This window comes from Paraburkholderia bryophila, from assembly GCF_013409255.1.
In the GTDB taxonomy this organism is placed as follows: Bacteria; Pseudomonadota; Gammaproteobacteria; order Burkholderiales; family Burkholderiaceae; genus Paraburkholderia.
In genome coordinates this window covers 2,296,940-2,319,955 of record NZ_JACCAS010000002.1, presented here as the reverse complement: position 1 = coordinate 2,319,955, position 23,016 = coordinate 2,296,940, and the positions used below count along the sequence as shown (strand labels likewise).

Annotated in this window: 17 protein-coding genes; 2 read left to right on the top strand and 15 right to left on the bottom strand. The window is 63.0% G+C overall.

Translation table 11 applies throughout. From position 1 onward, the window contains the following. Positions 1 to 262: 262 nt before the first annotated feature. Positions 263 to 1,927 carry an ABC-F family ATP-binding cassette domain-containing protein gene (locus GGD40_RS31310; protein ID WP_179746246.1) on the top strand — a complete coding sequence of 555 codons (1,665 nt, stop codon included), beginning with the start codon at positions 263 to 265 and terminating at the stop codon, positions 1,925 to 1,927. 62 nt (positions 1,928 to 1,989) lie between these two features. On the opposite strand, the gene GGD40_RS31305 is transcribed toward GGD40_RS31310, so the two are convergent. From GGD40_RS31305 to prpC, 5 genes are all read right to left on the bottom strand, one after another. Continuing rightward, a complete protein-coding gene (locus GGD40_RS31305) occupies positions 1,990 to 2,967 on the bottom strand; it encodes an NAD-dependent epimerase/dehydratase family protein (protein ID WP_179746245.1) in 978 nt (325 codons plus the stop codon). Between the two features lie 604 nt (positions 2,968 to 3,571). Next, entirely contained in the window at positions 3,572 to 4,606 is a 1,035-nt protein-coding gene (locus tag GGD40_RS31300) for a questin oxidase family protein (RefSeq protein ID WP_179746244.1), read from the bottom strand. Between the two features lie 45 nt (positions 4,607 to 4,651). Continuing rightward, a complete protein-coding gene (gene prpF / locus GGD40_RS31295) occupies positions 4,652 to 5,842 on the bottom strand; it encodes a 2-methylaconitate cis-trans isomerase PrpF (RefSeq protein ID WP_179746243.1) in 1,191 nt (396 codons plus the stop codon). Positions 5,843 to 6,009: 167 nt separating this feature from the next. After that, positions 6,010 to 8,607, bottom strand: coding sequence for a Fe/S-dependent 2-methylisocitrate dehydratase AcnD (gene acnD, locus GGD40_RS31290; protein ID WP_179746242.1), 2,598 nt, complete (start codon positions 8,605 to 8,607; stop codon positions 6,010 to 6,012). 271 nt (positions 8,608 to 8,878) lie between these two features. After that, positions 8,879 to 10,048, bottom strand: a complete 1,170-nt coding sequence (gene prpC / locus GGD40_RS31285; protein WP_179746241.1) for a bifunctional 2-methylcitrate synthase/citrate synthase — start codon at positions 10,046 to 10,048, stop codon at positions 8,879 to 8,881. Between the two features lie 231 nt (positions 10,049 to 10,279). Here prpC and prpR point away from each other — a divergent pair, with 231 nt between their 5' ends. Beyond that, positions 10,280 to 12,262 carry a propionate catabolism operon regulatory protein PrpR gene (gene prpR / locus GGD40_RS31280; RefSeq protein ID WP_179746240.1) on the top strand — a complete coding sequence of 661 codons (1,983 nt, stop codon included), beginning with the start codon at positions 10,280 to 10,282 and terminating at the stop codon, positions 12,260 to 12,262. Here prpR and GGD40_RS31275 read toward each other — a convergent pair. The 10 genes from GGD40_RS31275 to GGD40_RS31230 form a co-directional block, all read right to left on the bottom strand. Continuing rightward, positions 12,219 to 12,623, bottom strand: coding sequence for a helix-turn-helix domain-containing protein (locus GGD40_RS31275; RefSeq protein ID WP_179746239.1), 405 nt, complete (start codon positions 12,621 to 12,623; stop codon positions 12,219 to 12,221). The two genes, prpR and GGD40_RS31275, sit on opposite strands and share 44 nt — an antisense overlap. After that, positions 12,620 to 13,801 carry an NAD(P)/FAD-dependent oxidoreductase gene (locus GGD40_RS31270; RefSeq protein WP_179746238.1) on the bottom strand — a complete coding sequence of 394 codons (1,182 nt, stop codon included), beginning with the start codon at positions 13,799 to 13,801 and terminating at the stop codon, positions 12,620 to 12,622. Before GGD40_RS31270 ends, GGD40_RS31275 begins: the two co-directional genes overlap by 4 nt. Next, positions 13,798 to 15,168, bottom strand: coding sequence for an FAD/NAD(P)-dependent oxidoreductase (locus GGD40_RS31265; RefSeq protein WP_179746237.1), 1,371 nt, complete (start codon positions 15,166 to 15,168; stop codon positions 13,798 to 13,800). The genes GGD40_RS31270 and GGD40_RS31265 overlap by 4 nt, the downstream gene beginning before the upstream one ends. Next, positions 15,153 to 15,467 carry a (2Fe-2S)-binding protein gene (locus tag GGD40_RS31260; RefSeq protein ID WP_035555362.1) on the bottom strand — a complete coding sequence of 105 codons (315 nt, stop codon included), beginning with the start codon at positions 15,465 to 15,467 and terminating at the stop codon, positions 15,153 to 15,155. The genes GGD40_RS31265 and GGD40_RS31260 overlap by 16 nt, the downstream gene beginning before the upstream one ends. Beyond that, complete coding sequence (locus tag GGD40_RS31255; RefSeq protein WP_179746236.1) at positions 15,464 to 17,308, bottom strand: ABC transporter ATP-binding protein; 1,845 nt, start codon at positions 17,306 to 17,308, stop codon at positions 15,464 to 15,466. Before GGD40_RS31255 ends, GGD40_RS31260 begins: the two co-directional genes overlap by 4 nt. Next, positions 17,308 to 18,258: an ABC transporter permease gene (locus GGD40_RS31250; RefSeq protein ID WP_156126690.1), complete on the bottom strand. Its 951-nt coding sequence runs from the start codon at positions 18,256 to 18,258 to the stop codon at positions 17,308 to 17,310. The genes GGD40_RS31255 and GGD40_RS31250 overlap by 1 nt, the downstream gene beginning before the upstream one ends. Then, entirely contained in the window at positions 18,255 to 19,208 is a 954-nt protein-coding gene (locus tag GGD40_RS31245) for an ABC transporter permease (protein WP_179746235.1), read from the bottom strand. Before GGD40_RS31245 ends, GGD40_RS31250 begins: the two co-directional genes overlap by 4 nt. Before the next feature lie 87 nt (positions 19,209 to 19,295). Further along, on the bottom strand, positions 19,296 to 20,912 hold the full coding sequence (locus tag GGD40_RS31240; protein ID WP_179710385.1) for an ABC transporter substrate-binding protein: 1,617 nt from the start codon (positions 20,910 to 20,912) through the stop codon (positions 19,296 to 19,298). 81 nt (positions 20,913 to 20,993) lie between these two features. Continuing rightward, positions 20,994 to 22,268 (bottom strand): NAD(P)/FAD-dependent oxidoreductase, encoded by a 1,275-nt coding sequence (locus tag GGD40_RS31235; RefSeq protein WP_179746234.1) that lies wholly within the window; start codon positions 22,266 to 22,268, stop codon positions 20,994 to 20,996. Between the two features lie 66 nt (positions 22,269 to 22,334). Further along, entirely contained in the window at positions 22,335 to 23,003 is a 669-nt protein-coding gene (locus GGD40_RS31230; RefSeq protein WP_179710387.1) for a haloacid dehalogenase type II, read from the bottom strand. Between the last annotated feature and the right edge of the window lie 13 nt (positions 23,004 to 23,016).

The window sequence follows — 23,016 nt, the reverse complement described above, 5'->3', positions numbered from 1 at the left end:
AGGTTGCGGCAAGCGGGCCCAGGAGGCGGAGATTCCGAAGGGGTTCGGCCAGGAGCGCCCAGCCGATCGTCATCGCGCAAAAAGTGCGGCCAGGCGCCATCATTCACCGCCCTATTCACTGGCCCACAACCGTCCCCCGCTACGCCAGTCCCCGCCTCGCTTTGTCTCCAAGAGACGCCCCAAACCGCCAGCCCACTCAGACAATAACCAGCCCCACCCGTCCAGTCGGCTATCATGCGACTCCTCTCCGAAGTAGCTCCTTATGATTTCCGTCCGTAATCTCACCCTGCGCCGTGGCATTAACGTCGTACTCGACAACGCGTCCATCACCTTCACCCCCGGCGAAAAAATTGGTCTTGTCGGCCGCAATGGCGCCGGCAAGTCGTCCTTCTTCGGCCTGCTTAACGGCACGTTGCACGAAGATAGCGGCGAATTCTCGATTCCAGCTGCCTACCGGATGGGCCAGGTCGCGCAGGACATGCCGGAAACCGAGCAGAACGCGACCGACTTCGTCGTCGAGGGTGACACCGTGCTGCTGGCCGCGCAGGCCGAAGTCGCCGCCGCCGAGGCCAGCGACGACGGCATGCGCATGGCGCACGCCTATATGGACCTGCATGACGCCGGTGCCCACGATGCGCCCGCACGTGCCCAGGCGCTGATCCAGGGTCTTGGCTTCACCTCTGAGCAGCTTAGCCAGCCGGTCAACAGTTTCTCCGGCGGCTGGCGCATGCGGCTGCAACTGGCGCGCGCGCTCATGTGCCCGTCCGACTTGCTGCTGCTCGACGAACCGACCAATCACCTTGACCTCGACGCGCTGGTCTGGCTGGAAGCGTGGCTCAAGCGCTATCAAGGAACCCTGGTCGTGATCAGCCACGACCGCGAATTCCTCGACGGGGTGACGCAGGTGACGGTGCACGTCGACAACGCCAAGCTCGTGCGTTATGGCGGCAACTACAGCAAGTTCGAAGAGATGCGCGCTGAGCAACTCGTGTTGCAGCAAGCCTCGGTGGCCAAGCAGGCGGACAAGATTGCTCACCTGCAGAAATTCATCGACCGTTTCAAGGCCACGGCCTCGAAGGCGAAACAGGCGCAGAGCCGGGTCAAGGCGCTCGAACGCATGGAAAAGATCGCACCGGTGCTTGCCGATGCCGAGTTCACTTTCGAGTTCAAGGAGCCCCTCAACGTCCCGAACCCGCTGTTGTCGATGCTGGAAGCGAGCTTCGGCTACCCCGCGCCGGCCGACGCGCCGCCGGACACACCGCCCACGGTCATCGTGCGGGGCATCAACCGTTCCGTGCTGGCCGGGCAGCGCATCGGTATTCTCGGTGCCAACGGCCAGGGCAAGTCCACGCTGGTGAAGACGGTGGCGCATTCGCTGGCGCCGATTGCCGGCGAAATCAGCGAAGGCAAGGGCCTGAACATCGGCTACTTCGCCCAGCAGGAACTCGACGTGCTGCGCCCGTTCGACACGCCGATGGAACACATGATCCGCCTTGCCAAGGACACGCCGCCGCAAATGCGCGCCCCTGGCCAGAGCAGCACCGAACAATCGCTTCGCACCTTCCTCGGCACGTTCAACTTCAGTGGCGACATGGTCCATCAGGCGGTTCACACAATGAGCGGTGGCGAAAAAGCGCGGCTCGTGTTGTGCATGATCGTGTGGCAGCGCCCCAACCTGCTGCTGCTCGACGAGCCGACCAATCACCTCGATTTGGCCACACGCGAAGCGCTAGCCGTGGCGCTCAACGAATTCGAAGGCACTGTGATGCTGGTCAGTCACGACCGGGCTCTGCTGCGCGCCGTATGCGATGAGTTCTGGCTGGTCACCAAGGGCGGCGTCGAGCCCTTCGACGGCGATCTGGACGATTACCAGCAGTTCCTGCGCGACGAAGCCCGTCGCATGCGCGAGGAGGCTGCTGCTGCGTAGAAGGTTGTCGGTTGAGATACCCGCAGGCGGGCGGTGCATGGGAGGCGAAGCGCGGACGTTCGTCAAGGCTGGCAAGCGTTGATTGTTGATTGCTCCTTGACCGTGCTTAGAGTTTTGACCAACAACGGCGAACATTTAACCTCGCCGGCCGCACGGATCCAGTCCCGAGTATCTCTGATCGTTTCAGCGACGGGTCTGAAGCCAAGCTCTAGCCCTCTTGCACGGCGATTGTCGGCGTGAAAAATACCTCCCGCCTCGGTGTCGTTCTCGGCGATCCACAGTGGCAGTTCAGTCCATCCTTCGATACCGCTAGCTAGTATTTGCTCATCTGTGAGCCACTCAAGCCGCGCGTCGCTTTGTGATGCTTCCAGACAGTGGTCGAGGAACTGTCCCATAGTCAACGTTGAATGTGGGCCGGCCGCGTTATAGACCGCGCTCACCTGATCTTCGGCCAATAGCATGGCCCATTCAGCAAGGTCTCGCGCGTCAATGAACTGGACTGGACGCTCGCGACGTCCCGGTGCGAGCACACGGCCACCCGCTTCGATGCGCCGAATCCAGTAGGTGAACCGTCCCGTGGGATCGTAAGGACCAGCGATCAATCCTGGCCTTAGAATCGCGACGCGCTCCGGCATTGCGGACCAAATCGCTGCTTCCGTTCTCGCTTTCAGCGCACCATAGCCTTCGCTCCCGGCAAGCAGGTCAGCATCTTCATCATATTGGATGCCGGGCGCAAAGCCGCGATACACGGAAATGCTCGAGATGAACGTGTAGTGCCTGGGAGGACCCTTGAGGGCAGAAAGTAGGAGATGAATCTGCTCGGGGTTATAGGCGGAAGGATCGATCGCCGCCTCGAACTCGCGGCCAGCCAAGCTGGATAGATTCGAATTCCTGTCTCCGACAAGACGTTCGATCTCGGGAAATAGCGTTGGATTCTCTTGGCCCCGGTTGAATATCGTGACGTCATGTCCGCGCCCCAAGGCGACCTCCACGATGTGCCGACCGAGGAATAGTGTGCCGCCCATGACTAGAACTCGCATACGGGCATCCGGTTTGACGATAGAAAAACTTAACACGCCAAATGCTCACGGTCTCGGTTCGATGGACGAGTGGTCGCTATTGAGAACGCAGACTCTCCCTTATGATCGATTTCGGCCGTTCGCATAAACGTTGCCGTCGGCGTAACCATTGAGGTATATCTCGGACTGGGTTTCGCCCGCATGCGTCGTCGTGCACTCACGCGGCAGCAGACAAGGGCAGGCATCGAACAAGCCTTAACAACAGCGGTCTCTCGCAGAATCTGCAAGCGGTAACCTACGGCGCAGTTTTATCACCGGTCCACACGGTGTCTCAGATCGTTCAATCGACGGACAGATCAACGGACCGACATGGTGACGAGCCGTTACGCTGTTTTGGCTGCGGTCACTGTTATTTCAACAAACCAGCCAGGCTCGACCAATCCAACGACTTGCGAGCGAGTGCGAGTGGGTAGGTTCGGTTATGTTTTCGAGCCGAAATAATCGAGATATACACTCGGAAAGCCTTCGCGATCGGGTTTGTCGTCGTTAGCTGGATCATCGACAAAGATCGCCTGCACAGCGACAACGTCGCTCAACGTATAGCCCTTGCTACCGAGGAGCCCGGTTACACGGATTTGCGTAAGCGTTCGCCTGTGTTCGACAGCAACGGTCGTACCGCCGCCGCAAGATAAACCGCCGATGGCTGCCGACGATATTCACAAAGGCATGTGTACGCCATCTTGATCACATGATCGTCGTCCGAGGCCACGGCCAGACGACGCACGTCACTCCAGCTCACGGCGAGATCAGGAACATCCACTTCCCCGCTCGCCCTCCTTCCCACCGTCACATAAGCCGCGCACAACGCGACCCACAATCCAGGCAACAATCGCTCCGCCATCGCCTGCGGCAATTGCGCGAAAAGAATTCGTGCCGCGTGTGTGGCGGTCACCATGTGGAGGATCGTGAAATTTCGCGAGCGCCAGTAAGCGGCAATCGTCGCCTGCGCCAGATCGTCGAGTAAACACGCCGAGGCCGGCGGTGAAAGGATGGCCTGCCTGAATCGCGCGTCGCTTGCAACAACGCGCAAGCGTGACGTAATCGAACTCGCTTCGACAGCACTACCGCCCATTGCGTCGACGACATGTTCAAACCCTGCCTCAACACTTCCCGCGGGACGCCTTTCATCAAACTGCACGGCAACAGGTAGATGCGAAGAAACTAACGCCGCCAGGCCCGAAGCGATCTCACCGGAATGCGCCGCCTCAATGCCATACGCCAGCCTGATGAGCGCGTGAAAGGCCTGCGTTGCCGGTGCAAACGGCACCTCGTCCAGCACAGCCACGATGACCGGAACGGATCCGACTTCCCTAATCCATTCCAGAAACAATAGACGCAAAGCGCCGAATGCAGCGGCATTGCCCAATTGCCTGGACCAATCTTCGCGGGCAATGACCATTTCGACCGGAGGCGCGCTCAATGCGTACTCTCGCTCCCACCTATCGAAGAACACCTGCAGTCTTTCTGCGGATGCTCCCATCTCGGCCAGCGCGACAAGCGCCATCGGACAATGGTTGGTTGTGCCTCTGGCCGCCAGGTCAAATCGGGCGTTTGCATCCAGAAGTTCTTCCAGCTTGAGCCTGACAGGATCTGTCCGCATCTCGACGTCCTTCAATCAAAGAAAGAGCGCAACGTGAACCCTCAATCAATCTCCCACACGCGGCACCCGCACCCACCCTTCCATCAACACCCTCGCACTACGGCTCATGATGGCCTTGGTAACGGTCCACTCCCCACCGCTCTCCCGCGCCTCCGCCCCTACCCGCAACGTCCCCGACGGATGACCGAATCGCACCGCCTCGCGCTCGCCACCACCGGCCGCAAGATTCACCAACGTCCCGGAGATCGCAGCCGCCGTGCCGATCGCCACCGCAGCCGTTCCCATCATCGCGTGATGCAGCTTGCCCATCGACATCGCCCGCACCAGCAAATCAACATCCGCCGCCGCAATGCGCTTGCCACTGGAAGCCACGTACTCGGCCGGCTTCGCAACAAACGCGACCTTCGGCGTATGCTGCCGCGTCGCGATTTCATCGAGCTGCTTGATCAGCCCCATCCGCAACGCGCCATGCGCACGAATCGTCTCGAACATCGCGAGTGCTTTCTCGTCGCTATTGATCGCGTCCTGCAACTCCGTGCCCTTGTACCCGATCGCTTCCGCCTCGATGAAAATCGTCGGAATACCTGCATTGATCATGGTCGCCTTCAACGTACCGACGCCCGGCACTTCAAGGTCATCCACCAGATTGCCGGTCGGGAACATCGACCCACCGCCGCCCTCTTCTTCCGCCGCCGGGTCCATGAATTCAAGCTGAACCTCGGCCGCCGGAAAGGTCACGCCGTCCAGTTCGAAATCGCCGGTCTCCTGCACAGCGCCATCCGTCATCGGCACATGGCCGATGATCGTCTTACCGATATTGGCCTGCCAGATCCGCACGATAGCCACACCATCTCGCGGAATCCGGCTCGGATCGACGAGCCCTGCGCTAATAGCGAACGGCCCGACCGCAGCGGAAAGATTGCCGCAATTCCCGCTCCAATCGACAAAAGCCTGATCGATCGACACCTGCCCGAACAGGTAATCCACATCGTGATCGGGCTTGCTGCTTTTGGCGATGATCACGGTCTTGCTCGTGCTCGACGTCGCGCCGCCCATACCGTCAGTCTGCTTGCCATACGGATCGGGGCTGCCGATCACGCGCATCAGCAAAGTGTCGCGCGCGGCGCCGGGTACTTGCGCCGACTCGGGCAAATCCTGCAGGCGAAAGAACACACCTTTGCTGGTGCCGCCACGCATGTAGGTAGCCGGAATCTTGATCTGAGGTGAGTGGGCCATGAAAGTGTCCTGATATGGGCGAGCAGCATTAACAAACTCTGCCGCTCGCACCTGCGTTACGTTCGCCGCCGGGAGCCTGCATGAAGCAATAAAGCCCCTTGCAGTTCCCGCAGCGCAACCAATCCAACCAATCGAACCAATCCAACAGAAAGGCTCGTCAAACAGCCTTAAGCCGCCGCCTTCGACGACTCCAGAAAGTCCTGCGCGAAGCGTTGCAACACACCGCCGGCTTCGTAAATGGACACCTCTTCCGCGGTATCGAGCCGGCATGTCACCGGCACGTCGACACGCTCCCCGTTCCTGCGATGAATCACCAGCGTCAAATCCGCGCGCGGCTTGCGTTCACCGATTACGTCGAAGGTCTCGGTCCCGTCGATCGCCAGCGTAAGCCGGTTCACGCCCGGCTTGAACTCCAGCGGCAGCACGCCCATACCGACGAGGTTCGTCCGGTGAATCCGTTCGAAGCCTTCCGCCACGATCGCTTCCGCACCGGCAAGCCGCACGCCCTTGGCCGCCCAATCGCGCGACGAGCCCTGGCCATAATCGGCCCCAGCAATCACGATCAGCGGCTGCTTGCGCTCCATATATGTTTCGATGGCTTCCCACATGCGCGTGACCTTGCCATCAGGCTCGATACGCGCCAACGAACCGGCCTTCACCTTGCCGTCCTCGACCACCATCTCGTTCTTCAGCGTCGGATTTGCAAAGGTGGCGCGTTGTGCAGTCAAGTGATCGCCGCGATGCGTCGCGTACGAATTGAAATCCTCTTCCGGCAGGCCCATTTTCGCGAGGTATTCGCCCGACGCGCTATCCAGCAGAATCGCGTTGGAAGGCGACAGGTGATCCGTCGTGATGTTGTCGCCCAGCACGGCCAGCGGACGCATGCCCGTAAGCGTGCGCTCACCCGCAAGCGCGCCTTCCCAATACGGCGGACGTCGAATGTAAGTACTCATCTCACGCCAGTCGTACAGCGGATTCGCCGGCGCGCCCGTATCCACGGACACCGCGAACATCGGCTCGTACACCTTGCGGAATTGCTCCGGCTTCACGCTCGACGCCACGATCGCATCGATCTCCGCATCGGTCGGCCAGATGTCCTTCAGCGTGACAGCGTGACCGTCGGCATCGATACCGAGTACATCTTTCTCGATGTCGAAACGAATCGTGCCCGCAATCGCATACGCCACCACCAACGGCGGCGAAGCGAGAAACGCCTGCTTCGCGTACGGATGAATCCGGCCATCGAAATTCCGGTTACCCGACAGCACAGCGGTCGCATACAGATCGCGCTCGACCACTTCCTTCTGAATCACCGGATCCAGCGCACCGGACATCCCGTTGCACGACGTGCACGCATACGCGACCACGCCGAAGCCGAGTTGCTCCAGTTCCGGGAGCAGGCCGGCCTCTTCCAGATACAACGTGACGGCCTTCGAGCCCGGCGCGAGCGATGTCTTCGCCCACGGCTTGCGGGTCAGGCCGCGCCGGTTCGCATTACGCGCGAGCAGGCCCGCAGCGATCATGTTGCGCGGATTGTTCGTATTCGTGCAGCTGGTGATCGCGGCGATAATCACCGCGCCGTCCGGCATCAAGCCCGGCTCGTTCTCCACCTTGCCGCTAATGCCGCGCGCCGCCAGTTCCGACACCGGCAAACGCCGATGCGGATTCGACGGCCCAGCCAACGTACGCACCACCGTCGACAGATCGAACTTGAGCACGCGTTCGTACTCGGCGTTCTTCAGGCTATCGGCCCACAAGCCGGTTTCCTTCGCATACGTCTCCACCAGCTTGACGAGTTCGTCATCGCGGCCGGTGAGCTTCAGATACTTGATGGTCTGCTCATCGATATAAAACATCGCCGCGGTCGCGCCGAATTCCGGCGCCATGTTGGCGATCGTCGCGCGGTCGCCGAGCGTCAGACTCGCCGTACCCGCGCCGTAAAATTCGAGGTACGCGCCGACCACTTTTTCCTTGCGCAGGAATTCGGTCAACGAGAGCACCACGTCGGTTGCCGTAATGCCTTCGGCCGGCTTGCCCGTCAGTTCCACACCGACCATATCCGGCAAGCGCATATACGAAGCGCGGCCCAGCATCACGCTCTCCGCTTCGAGTCCGCCCACACCGATCGCGATGACGCCGAGCGCGTCCACCATCGGTGTATGGGAATCCGTGCCGACCAGCGTATCGGGAAACGCGACGCCGTCTTTCACCTGTACCACCGGGCTCATCCGCTCGAGATTGATCTGGTGCAGGATGCCGTTGCCCGGCGGAATCACGTCGACGTTCTTGAACGCGCGCTTGGTCCAGTTGATGAAGTCGAAGCGGTCTTCGTTACGACGGTCTTCGATCGCGCGGTTCTTGGCGAACGCGTCCGGATCGAAACCGCCGCATTCGACGGCGAGCGAATGGTCCACCACGAGTTGCGTCGGCACCACCGGGTTGACCATCGCGGGATCACCGCCTTGCGCGGCAATCGCATCGCGCAGACCGGCGAGGTCGACTAGCGCGGTCTGGCCGAGAATGTCGTGACACACCACGCGCGCCGGAAACCACGGAAAATCCAGCTCGCGTTTGCGTTCGATGATCTGTTTCAGCGACGCGACCAGCGTCACCGGATCGCAGCGCCGCACGAGGTTTTCGGCCAGCACGCGCGAGGTGTACGGCAAGGTGTCGTAAGCGCCGGGCTGGATCGCGTCGACCGCGGCGCGCGTGTCGAAGAAGTCCAGCTGGGTGCCGGGAAGGCGTTTGCGGTTGGCAGTATTCATGGCGTAGGGGACGAACAGTAATGATCCGGGGACGACGGCTGGTGCCGGTCGCCATCCGCTGATCCTTTGTTAGCGGCGCTTGGCCGGCGGATCAGTCAGACAGTGTGAGTAGTTTAGCTCGCTGTCGCGCGCTGGTTTGTTGCTGGCCGGGTAAACGCGTCGTGGCATGCCGCTGCAAAAAATGACCTTGGCTCGGGGTTCCAGCGAGCCAAGGCCTAACTTCATTGCATCGCGCTCTAGAGACGCAATGGAGGAGAAAACGCAGACGGTGTTACACGCGCTTCGCGAGCGGCACGAACGGCAGATCGTCCGGACCCGTGTAGTTCGCGCTCGGGCGGATGATCTTGTTGTCGATCCGTTGCTCGATGATGTGCGCGCTCCAGCCGGCCGTACGGGCAATCACGAACAGCGGCGTGAACATCGCCGTCGGCACGCCCATCATGTGATACGAGACCGCGCTGAACCAGTCGAGATTCGGGAACATCTTCTTCGCTTCCCACATGACCGATTCGAGACGCTCGGCGATGCTGAACAGCTTGTTGTTACCCGCTTCTTTCGAGAGCTTCTTCGCGATTTCCTTGATGACCTTGTTGCGCGGGTCCGAAATCGTGTACACCGGGTGACCGAAACCGATCACCACTTCCTTGTTTTCCACGCGACGGCGGATGTCCGCTTCGGCTTCGTCCGGCGTCTGATAGCGCGATTGGATTTCGAACGCGACCTCATTGGCGCCGCCGTGTTTCGGGCCGCGCAGCGCGCCGATCGCGCCGGTGATCGCCGAGTAGATGTCCGAGCCCGTGCCCGCGATCACGCGGCCGGTAAAGGTCGATGCGTTGAATTCGTGCTCGGCGTACAGGTTCAGCGACACATGCATGGCGTCGACCCACGACTTCGACGGCTCCACGCCATGCAGCAGATGCAGGAAATGGCCGCCGATCGAATCGTCGTCGGTTTCCACTTCGATGCGTTTGCCGTTGTGCGAGTAGTGATACCAGTAGAGCAGCATCGAACCGAGCGAGGCCATCAGCTTATCGGCGATGTCGCGTGCGCCCGGCAGGTTGTGGTCGTCCTTCTCCGGCAGCACGGTGCCGAGCACCGAGACGCCGGTGCGCATCACGTCCATCGGGTGGGCGGCGGCCGGAATCCATTCAAGCGCGGCTTTCACGTTCGCGGGCAGGCCGCGCATGCCTTTGAGCTTGGTCTTGTATGCGGCCAGCTCGGCCTGGGTCGGCAGCTTTTCGTGGACCAGCAGATACGCGATCTCTTCGAATTCGCACGCGCTGGCGATGTCGAGAATGTCGTAGCCACGGTAATGCAGGTCGTTGCCGGTCTTGCCGACCGTGCACAGCGCCGTATTGCCCGCCGTCACGCCCGACAGCGCCACGGACTTCTTCGGTTTGAATGCGCCTGCGGCCGGCGTGCTGTTGTCTGCTTCGCTCATGGGTTTGTCTCCAGATGCATTGGGGGTACTTTTGACTGCAGCCTGAAACGCAAAGAACGGGCCAGGCGTGGCTGGCCGAGCTAAGTGACTGATTTAACAAAAGACCGCTGCCCGGCACCGTCCACAAACGATTTCATAATTGAAATGAAAATTTCAAATTGGAAATCGAGAGGCGCATAATAGCCGGACCTCCTACGCCCGCCGCGAGCCCGCCATGTCGAGCACCCCATCTTGAGCACACCGCTTTTCGAACCCGGCCAGCGCCCTCGTATCTGGGCGCTCAGCATTAGCCGCCTGCGCGATCTGTTTTTCGACATCGCCGGTGAATACGTGGAACGCGCGGATTTGCGCATCGTGTCGCACGGTTTCGAAGACGCCGTGCGCGAGATCGAAGCCGCAGGCGCGAGCCGTCCCGATGTCGTGATCGCGGGCGGCTCCAACGGCGCGTATCTGAAAACTCGCGTGTCCGTTCCGGTCGTGCAGATCAGCCCGACCGGTTTCGACGTGATGCATGCGCTCGCCCGCGCGCGGCGCGACGGCGCGAATGTGGCCCTCGTCACGCACGGCAATACGCCGGATGAAGTACGGCGCTTCGTCGCCGCCTTCGCACTCGACGTCACCTTAGCGTCGTATCAATCCGCGCAGGACGCGGAAAGCGTCGTGCTCGATCTGCGCGATCGCGGCATCGACATGCTGGTCGGTCCCGGCCTCGCCACCGATCTGGCGGCGAACGCCGGCATGGGCGCGGTATTTCTCTATTCACGCGCGTCGATACGCGCCGCCTTCGACACGGCGCTCGAAGTCGCGCAAGCCACCCGCCGCGAAACGGTGCGTCGTCAACGGCTCGACAATCTGCTGCAACATCTGCGCGATGGCGTGGTCGCGCTCGACGCGCAAGGACAAGTCGAAGCAATGAATCAGCGCCTCGCCAGCCTGCTCGGCATCGACGCGGCGCGCGCGGTAGGCCGCGTGTTGCTCGAACTCGCGCCGGATCTCGCCGGCAGTCTGCCGGAGGCGGACGGCGACGCGTTCTGCACTGTGCGCGGCGCGAGTTACGTCGTGCATCGCGGGCCGCTGGCGAGCAGCGGCGCGGCGGCCGGCACGGTGCTGACGTTTCAGGAATCGCGTGCGGTCGAACGGCTCGACCGCACGTTGCGCTCGCGGCAGCGCGTGCAGCAGTTCAGCGCGCGTTACCGGCTCGACGATATCGTCGGCGCGTCCGACTCGATCGAACGGGTACGCACGCTGGTCCGGCGTTACGCGCGCTCCGACGCCACCGTTCTGATTCTCGGCGAAAGCGGCACGGGTAAGGAAATGGTCGCGCAGAGCATGCATCAGTTGAGCGCGCGGCGCGATTTCGCGTTCGTCGCGATCAATTGCGGCGCGTTTCCCGAGGCGTTGCTGGAAAGCGAATTGTTCGGCTATGAGGAAGGTGCGTTCACCGGGGCGCGCAAAGGCGGCAAGGCGGGGCTGATCGAGGTGGCGCACCGTGGCACGCTGTTTCTCGACGAGATCGGCGAAATGCCGTTGTCGTTGCAGAGCCGATTGTTGCGCGTGCTGCAGGAGCGTGAGGTGGTGCGGCTGGGTTCGACGGAGCCGACGCGGGTCGATATCCGTGTGGTCGCGGCCACGCATCGTGCGTTGACGGAGGGCATCGCAGCAGGGCGTTTTCGTGCGGACCTCTACTACCGTCTGAACATTCTGAGCATCGCGCTGCCACCGCTGCGGGAGCGTCCCTCCGACCTGCTGCCGCTTGCTGTCGAGTTGCTCTTGCAGGCCGCCGCACGTGAACCGAGGCTCGCGGCGCGTCTGCCGGATGCAGCGGCGGCGGAACGGGTTCTGGAAGGGCTCGGCGACGCATTGCGGCACTACCCGTGGCCAGGCAACGTGCGTGAATTGCAGAACGTGATCGAGCGGCTCGCGGTGGAACTCGCCGATGCCGACACGGAGACAGGCACAGACGCGATTCAAAACGGCACAAGCGGCGCCGCCCTCTCCCGCGAAATACTGCGCACCGTCGCGCCCGAAATCACACTCGAACCTCAACCGCGCGCGAAAAAATCGGCGCTCACGCTACGCGAACGCAGCCGTCACGTGGAAGCCGATGAGATCCGCGCGGCGCTCGTCACGCACGGCGGCGACCGCGACGCGGTGTGCGCCGCGCTCGGCATCAGCAAGACGACGTTATGGCGGAAGCTGAACGCGGCGCAGTAACGGTCACAGCACGGCCGCCGGCACACTTCGCCGCGCTCTCCCCTGCGCGCTCGATAAACATGCTCGGCGTCATCCCGCAGCATCGCTTGAAATGCCGGCCGAAATGGCTTTGATCGAAAAAGCCGACCTCGGTCGCCACCACCGAACCCGGCACGCCTTCAAGCAACAACGTCTGCGCGCGCTGAATCCGTAAACCGCACAGATACCGGTACGGCGACGACCCGTATTCCTGCCGGAACACCGTCGCGAAGCGCGACACGCTCAACGCGGACAGCGCCGCGAGCTGCGCGAGCGTCACCGGTTCGTCGAAGTGCGCTTCGATAAACGCTCGCGCGGCGTTAAGCCCAAGCGACTGCCTCATGACATCACCGTGCTTGAATGGACCGCCGCCTGTCGGGTAGCGAATCGCTGAATCGAGAACACGTCGAGCGGAATCTCCGTGCTACCCGTTCCAACAAGCTCCGCCATCGTCTCACCCACACCCGGACCGATCTGGAAACCCGAACCGCAAAAACCGAACGCGTAAAACAAGCCATCGACCTTGCTGCTCGGACCGATCACCGGCTCGCTGTCGGGCAGATAGCTTTCCACGCCGCTCCACACGCGGATGATATGCAGCGGCGCGAGCGCGGGCACGATCCGGCGCATTTGCGCGAGCTGACGCACGGTGTTGGCCGGCAGCACCGACGCGCGGCTCGTTACGGCATCCGCAGGCCCAGGCGGCCCGCCGCCCACGATGATGTTGCCGCGCGGAATCTGCCGGAAGTAAATGCTCTCCTCCTTGATCGACGTGAACACGCCGATCGACGACTTGAACACATACGGCACCGGCTCGGTCACGCACATTTGCGGGCCGCTCGCAATGAGCGGCACCGTTTCGCCGAATTGCTCCGTGAGACGGGTGGCCCATGCACCCGCGCAAATCACGAGTTGCGCCGCCCAATACACGTCGCCGCGCGCGCTCTCCACGCGAAACCGTCCCCCGTCTTTCTCGACGCGAACAATCTCCGTGTTCTCGACGATCTGCGCGCCGAGTCGCGCCGCCGCGCGGCCGAATGCGGGCGTCGCGAGTCGCGGATTCGCGTGACCGTCGAGCGGCGAAATCGAGGCCGCCAGCACTTCGCGGCCGAGAAACGGATAACGCTTGAACAGGGCCTCGCCGTGCAGCACTTCGAGGTCGAGACCATGGGCGCGTGCATCGATCGCGTACTGATCGAAATTCTCAACGTCTTTCTGGTGATAGCAGACCCGCGTATGGCCTACCGGCAGAAACTCGACGTCTTCACCGAGCAGTTCCGCCGACCGCTGCCACGTACGCAGCGCGCGGTTCGACATAGCCAGTTGCGGCAACGAGCGGCCTTGCCGGCGAATTCCGCCGAAGTTCACACCGCTCGCCTGCTGTCCCGTGAGACCGCGTTCGAGCAGAATCACCGAACGGTTGCGCTGGCGCAGAAAGAACGCCGTCGTGGTCCCCACGATGCCGCCGCCGATCACGATGACGTCGGCCTCGCCGCCCTTAACAGAGGAAGTCGCGCTCATTCGCTCACCTCTTCGACCAACGCCACGGGCAGCGGTTTGACCGGCGCCTGGCCGCGCAACCGTCCCACGGAAGACAACGGCACGCAGGCCGCCGCCGCGATAATTTCGGCGCCCGCGTGGCCGCAATAACGCCCCTGGCAACGACCCATGCCGACCCGCGAAAACGCCTTCGCGCGATTGGCTTCCTGCGCGCCGCTCGCGTGCACGACGCGGCGCAATTCGCCCGCCGTGATCGCTTCGCAACGGCAGACGATCGTTTCGTCCGGCAACGAAGCGGCGAACTTCGCGGGCCACGGAAACGCTTCTCTCAACCCCGCAGCGAAGCGCGTGAAGCCCGCGAGTTCGGCGCGCAAGCGCTCCACACCCTCGACCGGCGTGCCGAAATCCTGCAACGCCGCCAGCGCAGCCAGGCGGCCCGAGCGTTCGGCCGCATCGGCGCCGCGCACTCTTGCGCCATCGCCAGCCAGATAGATGCCTTTGATGCTGCTGCGGCCGTCGGCATCGATATGCGGAAGCCACTGTTGCGCGGCGTCGTCGAATATGAAGCGGCAGCCCGCGAGATCCGCGAGTTGCGTCTCGGGACGCAAGTGATAACCGAGCGCGACGGCATCGCACGCGAACTCGAGGTGCGCGCCGCCGGGCAGCGCGACTTCCACACCGCTCACGCCGTGTTGCGGCGAGCCTTTGATCTCGACCGGCTGCACGCCGCGATGAACCGGCACGCGTGCATGGGCGAGCACACGCGTCAACGCAATGCCTTTTTTCAACGCAGCGGGAATCGCCAGCAACTTCGGCAATGCAGCCACGCGCTGCATGAACGTCGACGTATCGAGCACCGCCTCCACCTGCGCGCCCGCCTTCACGTACTGCGCGGCCACGAGATACAGCAACGGCCCGCTGCCCATCATCACGACACGCGAACCGATCGCGCAGCCCTGCGATTTCAACGCAACCTGCGCGCCGCCGAGGCTATACGTGCCCGCCTGATGCCAACCCTTCACCGGCATCAGCCGATCGGTCGCGCCGCTGCAAACGATCAGCGCGTCGAACGGCAACGTCCGGTAGCGCGTGCCGCTCACCAGATGCAAGGTATTCGGCGAGATATTCCACACCAGCGTGTCCGGCAGATAGTCGAGCTTGCTCTTCAACGCATCGAAACTCTGATGCAGCGAGGCGGCACGCTCGGCCTCGGTGCCGTACAACGTCTCGTAGCTGCGCGAAAACCCTTCCGGTTGCCGCCGATAAATCTGCCCGCCGTCGCGCCGTCCTTCATCGATCACGGTCGGCCGCAGCCCCGCTTCGACCAGCGCCTGCGCGGCACGCACGCCCGCCGGCCCGCTGCCTATCACCACTATCCGCGCGGCCATACACCCTCCCCGGCTTCCGCCAGCTTCGTGACGATCGACATGCCGGGCGCGGCGGGCGTGCTGCACGCGCGCACGCGCTCGCCTTGCGCGGTCCACACCCAACAATCCTGGCACGCGCCCATCAGACAGAAACCGGCGCGACGTCCGTCGCCGAATTCGGAATCGCGCAAGGTGGTCGCGCCGGTCAGCAGCGCGACCATCAGCGTGTCACCCTCGGCGGCTTCGCGCGCCACGCCGTCCACCGTGATGGCGAAGGTCCGGCGGCCCGTTTCCGCTAGCCGTACAAATCGTCCGTTCATGCCGGGATCGTCTCCAGGGTTTGCAAGCGGTTCAGTTCCGCGGCGGGATGGTGGCAAAGAATCTCCGCGCCGGAAGGCAGCTTCTTCATGGACGGCGGCGTCATGTTGCACATGCCGTCGATCCGCACCGGACAACGCGCGCGGAACGCACACAGCTCGGCGATATCGGCGCTCTCGCCCATTGCCGGTAAAGCGCTGGCGACGATCCCACGACGCGCGTCGAGCCAACCCGGCTTCAACACCGGCACCGAATCGACCAGCAGGCCCGTGTACGGGTGATACGGCGGCGCCGCGAGCATGTCGCGCTGCCCCGCTTCCACGCGATGCCCGGCATACAGCACGATCACTTCGTCGCAGATCGCGCGCACTGTCGAAATATCGTGGCTGATAAACATGTACGACACGCCCAGCTCGCGCCGCAATTCAGCCAGCAGATCGAGGATCGCCGCACCGACCACCGTGTCGAGCGCGGAGGTCACTTCGTCGCACAGAATCAACGCGGGATCGGCGGCGAGCGCGCGCGCCAGATTCACGCGCTGCTTCTGACCGCCGGACAAACCGGCCGGCGTGCGCGTGGCGATCGAAGCCGGCAGCTTCACCAGATCGAGCAGCGCCAGCATCCGCTTCTTCGCGTCCGAGCCGCGCAGGTGGTGATAAAACGCGAGCGGCCGGCCGAGAATATCGGCGATCGAATGACTCGGGTTCAGCGCCGTGTCGGCGTTCTGGAACACGATCTGAATCTGCCGGTACTGCTCCGGCGTGCGGCGCGACAGTTGCGCGGGCAACGGCTTGCCGTTGAACAGCACCTCGCCGCTCGCACGGTCCACTAACCCGGCCACCACACGCGCCAGCGTCGTTTTGCCAGAGCCTGACTCGCCGATCACGCCGAGCGTACTGCCGCGCGGAATCGACAGGCTGACATCGTCGAGCACGCGCACGGCGGGCGATCCGAACCGGTCGATGCGGCCATAACCCGCCGACAGCCCGCGAATCTCCAGCAACGGCGGCACATGTTTGCCGAGGTCGAGCGGCGCTTCCAGTTCGAGTTCCGGGCGGCGTGTCGCGGCCAGCAGTTGACGCGTGTACGCATCCACGGGCGCGTCGAGCACTTGCGCGACCGCGCCGTTTTCCTTCACCGCGCCGCCGTTCAGCACGACGATGCGATCCGCCATCTGCGCGACCACCGCCAGATCGTGCGACACATACACGGCCGTCGTGCCCAACTCACGCACCACCTTCTTGAAGGCCGCGAGCACTTCGATCTGCGTGGTCACGTCCAGCGCGGTAGTCGGTTCGTCGAACACCACCACGGCCGGATCGGTGATTAGCGCCATGGCGGCCATCAAGCGCTGCAACTGCCCACCCGACACCTGGTGCGGATAACGCTCGCCGATCGTCTCCGGCGCGGGCAACGCCAGCGCACGGAACAGGTCGATCGCTTTGACACACGCCGCCTCTTTCGTCATCAACCGATGCAGCAGTGCCGGCTCAGTGACCTGATCCATGATCGTGCGCGCCGGGTTGAAACCGGCCGCCGCGCTCTGCGCGACATACGCCACGGTGCGCGCGCGCAATGCGCGGCGTCCTTTCGCGTCGAGCGACAACACGTCGAGTCCGCCGATACACACCGAGCCGCCGCTGATCGAGCATCCGGCTCGCGCATAGCCGAGCAGCGCCAGCGCAATGGTCGTCTTGCCCGAGCCCGACTCGCCGATCAGCGCCAGCACCTCGCCCTGCTTCACCGAAAAATCGACGCCCTTGACGATCTCCGTCACCGCCCCCGGCGCCGCACCGGCGACGACGCGCAGGCCTCTTACTTCAATCATGTCCCGCTCGGCCATCACGCACCTCCATGACTACGGCCGCGACGCCGCAAATTGTCGATCAGCAGATTCATCCCGATCGTCAGCGTCGCAATCGCGACGGCGGGCATCAACACGGCGGGCGCACCCTCCGACAAGCCGCCGATGTTCTCGCGCACCAGCGATCCCCAATCGGCATTCGGCGGCTGCACGCCGAGCCCGAGAAAACTGAGCCCGCTGAGCAGCAGCACGATAAACACGAAGCGCAAGCCGAAATCCGCGAGCATCGGATGAATCATGTTCGGCAGCACCTCGACCCGCGCGATATAGAAGATGCCTTCGCCGCGAGCCCGCGCCACCTGCACGTATTCGAGGCCCATCAGGTTCACCGCGAGCGAGCGCGAAATGCGGAACGCGCCGGGAATGTAGGCCAATGCTGCGACCGTGGTCAGCATCGTGATCGACGAACCGAACGCGGCGATCACCACCAGCGCGAGCACCTTGCTCGGAATCGAAATCAGCGCGTCGAACAGACGGCTGATAATTTCATCGACCCAGCGGCCGGACACCGCGGCCAGCAAACCGAAGAACGTGCCGATCACGCTGGCCAGCACGGCGGCGGCCAGCGCGAGGCCGACCGTATAACGCGCACCGTAGAGAATCCGGCTCAGCATGTCGCGGCCGAGATAGTCGGTGCCGAGCGGATACGCCGCGCTATACCGGCCGAATATTTCCGTCGACGTCAGCGCGCCGCCTTTATACGGCGCGACCAGCGGTCCGACGAACGCGACCAGCAGCCAGAACGCGACCATCGTCAGGCCGATCAGCCCGAGCACGGAAAAACGCTGCACGAGCCGTTTGAACACGCCCTGCTTCAACGCGGCCGTTTCGACAGGCGCGGGCTCGGCGACCAGTTCGTCGCGCTGCACGTCGTACAGCTCCGTGCCGGCGTGGGGAACGTGGTGGGGATTGGTAGGTTGGCTCATCATCGACGTAGCCTCGGGTTGGAGACGATTTGGCACAGATCGGCGATCAGCACGAGGGCGAGATACGCCGCGCAGAACACCATCACGCAGCCCTGCACGAGCGGCATGTCGCGATTCGTGACCGCATCGACCATCAGGCTCGCGAGACCGGGATAGTTGAAGATCGACTCGACGATCACCACGCCGCCGAACAGATACGACAGGCTCAGCGCCACCGCGTTGGCAATCGGCCCGACGGTGTTCGGCAACACGTGCCGCCACACCACCCGAACCGGCGAGGCGCCCTTGAGCACCGCCATTTCCACGTACGACGAATTGAGCTGATCGAGCACCGCGGCGCGCGTCATGCGCGCCATCTGCGCAACCAGCACGCAGCACAGCGTCATGACCGGCATCGCGTAGATACGCAGCAATGCGCCGAACGAATCCACTTCCGACAGATACGACAGCGCCGGCAGCCAGCGCAGCTTCACGGCGAAGATCAGCACCGCGACGGTCGCGATCAGGAACTCCGGCACCGCCACCGTCGACAACGTCAGCACGTTGAGCGTGCGGTCGAGCAGCGAGCCGCGAAACATGGCCGACACAATGCCGATCGTCAGCGCGAGCGGCACCGAGACCAGCGCCGTGAGACCGGCGAGCACCAGCGAGTTCGGCAGGCGCGTCGCGATCAGTTGGCTGACGGGCAGATTGTTCGACATCGAGATGCCGAAGTTGCCGGTCACCACCTGCACCAGCCACTCGACGTAGCGCTGCAGCGCGGGCTGATCGAGCCCGAACTGATGCCGCAGGGCGGCGACGGCTTCGGGTGTCGCCGCCTGGCCGAGCGCCTGCTGGGCCGCGTCGCCCGGCAGCAACCCGGTGACGGCGAATACGACCGCCGAGACCAGCAGCAGCGTGAGCAGCGCAAGGCCGAGGCGCGCGGCGATAAGACGTTGCGCATGAGATTTCATCGAAATCGCCTCCAATGCAATTGAAGCAGCACGCCGCTGTGGGGTACGGCGTGCGTATTGCCGGGACTGACCGCTCGTCTAACGCACTCAGCTTTCGAGCCAGACGTTTTCCGCAAACATGAAACCCATCAAGCCGGCCAGCGGAATCGAACCGAGGCCCTTGAGCTTGTTCGTGTACGCATCGATCGAACTCTGAAACAGCGGAATACCGATGCCGCCGTTGTCATGCACCAGCACCTGCATGTCGCCGTAAATCTTCTTGCGCTTCGCGTCGTCGGGTTCGCCGCGCGCGGCAACCAGCATCTGATCGAACTTCGGACTCTTCCAGTTCGCTTCGTTCCACGGTGCGTCGGACTTGAAAAACTGCGTGAAGATCACGTCGGCGCTCGGACGCGCATTGACCGAGCCGTAACCGAGCGGATGCTTCATCCAGTGGTTCGACCAGTAGCCATCCGCCGGCACGCGCGTCACCTGCAGATTCAGGCCCGCCTGCGGCGCAACCTGCTGAAGCAGCATGGCCATTTCCACCGAGCCCTCGGCGGCCGGCGACGCGAAAATCTGGATCGGCGCGCTGCCTACCTTCGCCTTCTGAAAGTGGAACTTCGCCTTGTCCGGATCGAAGCCGCGCTGCGGCAAGCCGGCCAGGTAGTACTTGTTGGTCGGATCGATCGGCTGATCGTTGCCGATCGCGCCGTAGCCCTGGAAAATCGCCTGACGAATCTGATCGCGATTCTGCAGGTACATCATGCCCCGCCGAAAATCGTCGTTACCGGTAATGCCGTTTTCGTCGCGCACGATCAGATCGGTGTACTCGCCGGTCTTTGTTTCCAGCACCGAGTGGCCGCCGGCGCTCTTGATCTGCGCGGTCGAACGCGGGCTCACCGAGTTGATCAGTTGCACGTCGCCTGAAAGCAGCGCATTCACGCGCGCCGATTCGTCGCCGATACCGATCAGCTCGATTTCGTCCAGATGCGGCATGCCGGGTTTCCAGTACTTCTCGTTCCTGGCGCCGACCGTTCGCACGCCCGGCGAGAACTCCTTGACCTTGAACGGGCCAGTGCCGATCGCGGTTTTGAAATCTTTGGTGCCGTCCTTGATGATCAGGAAATGCGAGGTCGCGAGAATCACCGGCAGGTCGGCATTAGCGCCTTCCAGCGTGATCGTCACTTCGTTCGGGCCGGTGGCCTTCACGTCCTTGATCTGGTCGGCGAGCGTCTTGGCTTTTGAAGCCGTGGCCGGGTCCTTATGACGCAGGATCGAGTAGACGACATCGGCCGGCGCGAGCGCCTTGCCGTCATGGAACTGCACACCCGTGCGCAGCTTTACGACCCACACGATCGCGTCTTTCGTATCCAGCGAGGTGGCCAGCGCCATCTTCGCGCCGAGGTGCGAATCGAGTTCGGTCAGCCCGTTGTAGAACATGAAGCCACGAACATAGTCGGTGCCGAGCGCACCCTTCGCGGGATCGAGCGTGTCGGCGGCGGAGGCCGATTGCGTCGCCACCCGGATCTTGCCGCCCTGCTTCGGCTTCGCTTGCGCGAAGGCCGCGCCGCTCGCGGACAACAGGCCGGCGCCCGTCACGGACATCATGCCGGCCGCGGCCATCGCGCGCAGCACATCGCGCCGCGATGCCCCCCTGGCGGTCAATCGCTCCAGACTCGTATCGAGTTGAAGCACGCCGTGTTGCGAGTTTTCCTTATTCATCGAACATCTCCGCGAGGGTAAGCGAGGTTGAGTTGTGGGTGCGGCTGTGTGGTTGTGATTGCCTGATACGACGACGGGAATTCAGTAAAAAATATCTTTGATGCGGTAGTACGTGCCCACCAGCGGCAGAAACCAAGGCTTGCCGGTGTGGCCCGGAATCGCGGGCCATTCGGACTCGCGCCACGGGTTCTGTTCTTCGTGGCCGTCCATCACGTCGGCCATCACCTGGCCCATATGAGTCGACATCTGCGTACCGTGACCGCTATAGCCCATCGAAAAATAGACGCCGTCATGCTGGCCGGCATGCGGCAGACGGTCGGCGCTCATGTCGACGAGACCGCCCCAGCAATAGTCGATGCGCGCGCTCGCCAGTTGCGGAAACATCGCGACGAGACCGTCTCGCAGAATCCGTCCGCTCTTCGCATCCGACGGCTGTTCGGACGCCGTGAAACGCGCGCGGCCGCCGAACAGCAGACGCGAGTCGGGCGTCACGCGGAAGTAGTTATGCATCAGCCGCGAGGTGGTGTACGCGCGCTGCTTCGGCAACACCTGCTGAAGCAAGGCGGGCGGCAACGGCTCCGTCACGACGATGAACGAACCGATCGGCGCGATACGACGCCGGTACCAGCCGAACGGACCATGCCGTGACGGCCCCGTCGCAATCAGCACCTGCTTCGCGCGCACTTCGCCGCGTGCGGTGGTGACGCGATAGCCGCTGCCGTCCTTCACGATCGCGCTGACCGCCGCGTTCTCATACAGCTTCGCGCCACGCCGCACGGCGGCATCGGCGAGACCGACGGTGAACTTGCCCATATGCATCTGGCCGCCGTGCCGCTGCAACAGGCCGCCATGAAAACTGTCCGACTGGACCTCGCTGCGAATCCGTTCGCGGCCGATCAGTTCGATATCCGTATCGACTTCGCGGCGAATCAGCTCCGCCGTCTTCTCAAGATGCGCGAGATGGTGCGGTTTCGATGCCAGCTTCAGCTTGCCGGTCGCGACGTAATTGCAGTCGATGTTTTCTTCGCGAATCAGCCGCTCGACCGTGTCGACCGCATCCGAAAACGCGCGATAACACGCGCTGGCCCGCTCCACCCCGAGTTGCGCGACCAGCGCGACGAAGTCCTGCGCAACGCCGGTATTGACCTGCCCGCCGTTACGCCCGGACGCGCCGCCGCCAATCCGTCCCGCGTCCACCACGGTCACCGCCGCGCCGCGCTTGCCCAGCGCCTGTGCCGCCGACAGTCCAGTGAAGCCGCCGCCGATCACCAGCACATCGGCCTGGCCGTCGACCGGGCCTTCACACGCCGACAACAGCGGCGGTGCGGTGTCGAGCCAATAGGAATCGAGCTTCATCCGGTCTGTCCTTGAGAGGGGCAATGAGCGAGGCGGCGTGTTGTCTTCAGCGCGGGCAAACAGCGCTTACAGACCGAGTTCCGTGGCCAGTTGCGGCATGCCGGCGACCTCGTAGTACTGGTAGTACGGCGTCGACGGTTCGTGACCGCGGTTCACGAAAACCTTGTGCTTGATGCCCATGTCGTGCGCGGTCATCAGGTCGTAGCGCAGGCTCGACGACACGTGCAGCACGTCTTCCGGATTGCAGTCCAGTTGATCGAACATGTATTCGAAGCCTTGCATGCGCGGCTTGTACGATTGCGCCTGCTCTGCCGTGAAGACTTTATGGAACGGCGCGCCGAGCTTGTCGACGTTGCTTTGAATCTGGTTGTTCGAGGCGTTCGACAGAATCACCAGCTTGTACTTCTTCGCCAGACGCGCGAGGCCTTCCGGCACGTCGGGATGCGGGCCCCAGGTCGGCACGGCCGTGTAGATCTTCTCGGCTTCCACTTCGTTGAAATCGACGTTCATGCGCTGGCAGGCACGGCGCAACGCGTTGACCACCACGTCGCGATACGGCTTCCATGCGCCGAGCACTTCGTCGCGGCGATAACCGGCGTAGAACGCGACGAGTTTTTCGAGGTCGTCGCCGCTCAGCAGGTGGCCGAACATTTCGCGCGTCATGTCGGCCATGCGGAATTTGGTCAGCGTGCCGTAGCAGTCGAAGGTGATGTACTTCGGTTCGAATTCGATCATGATGATGCAGTCC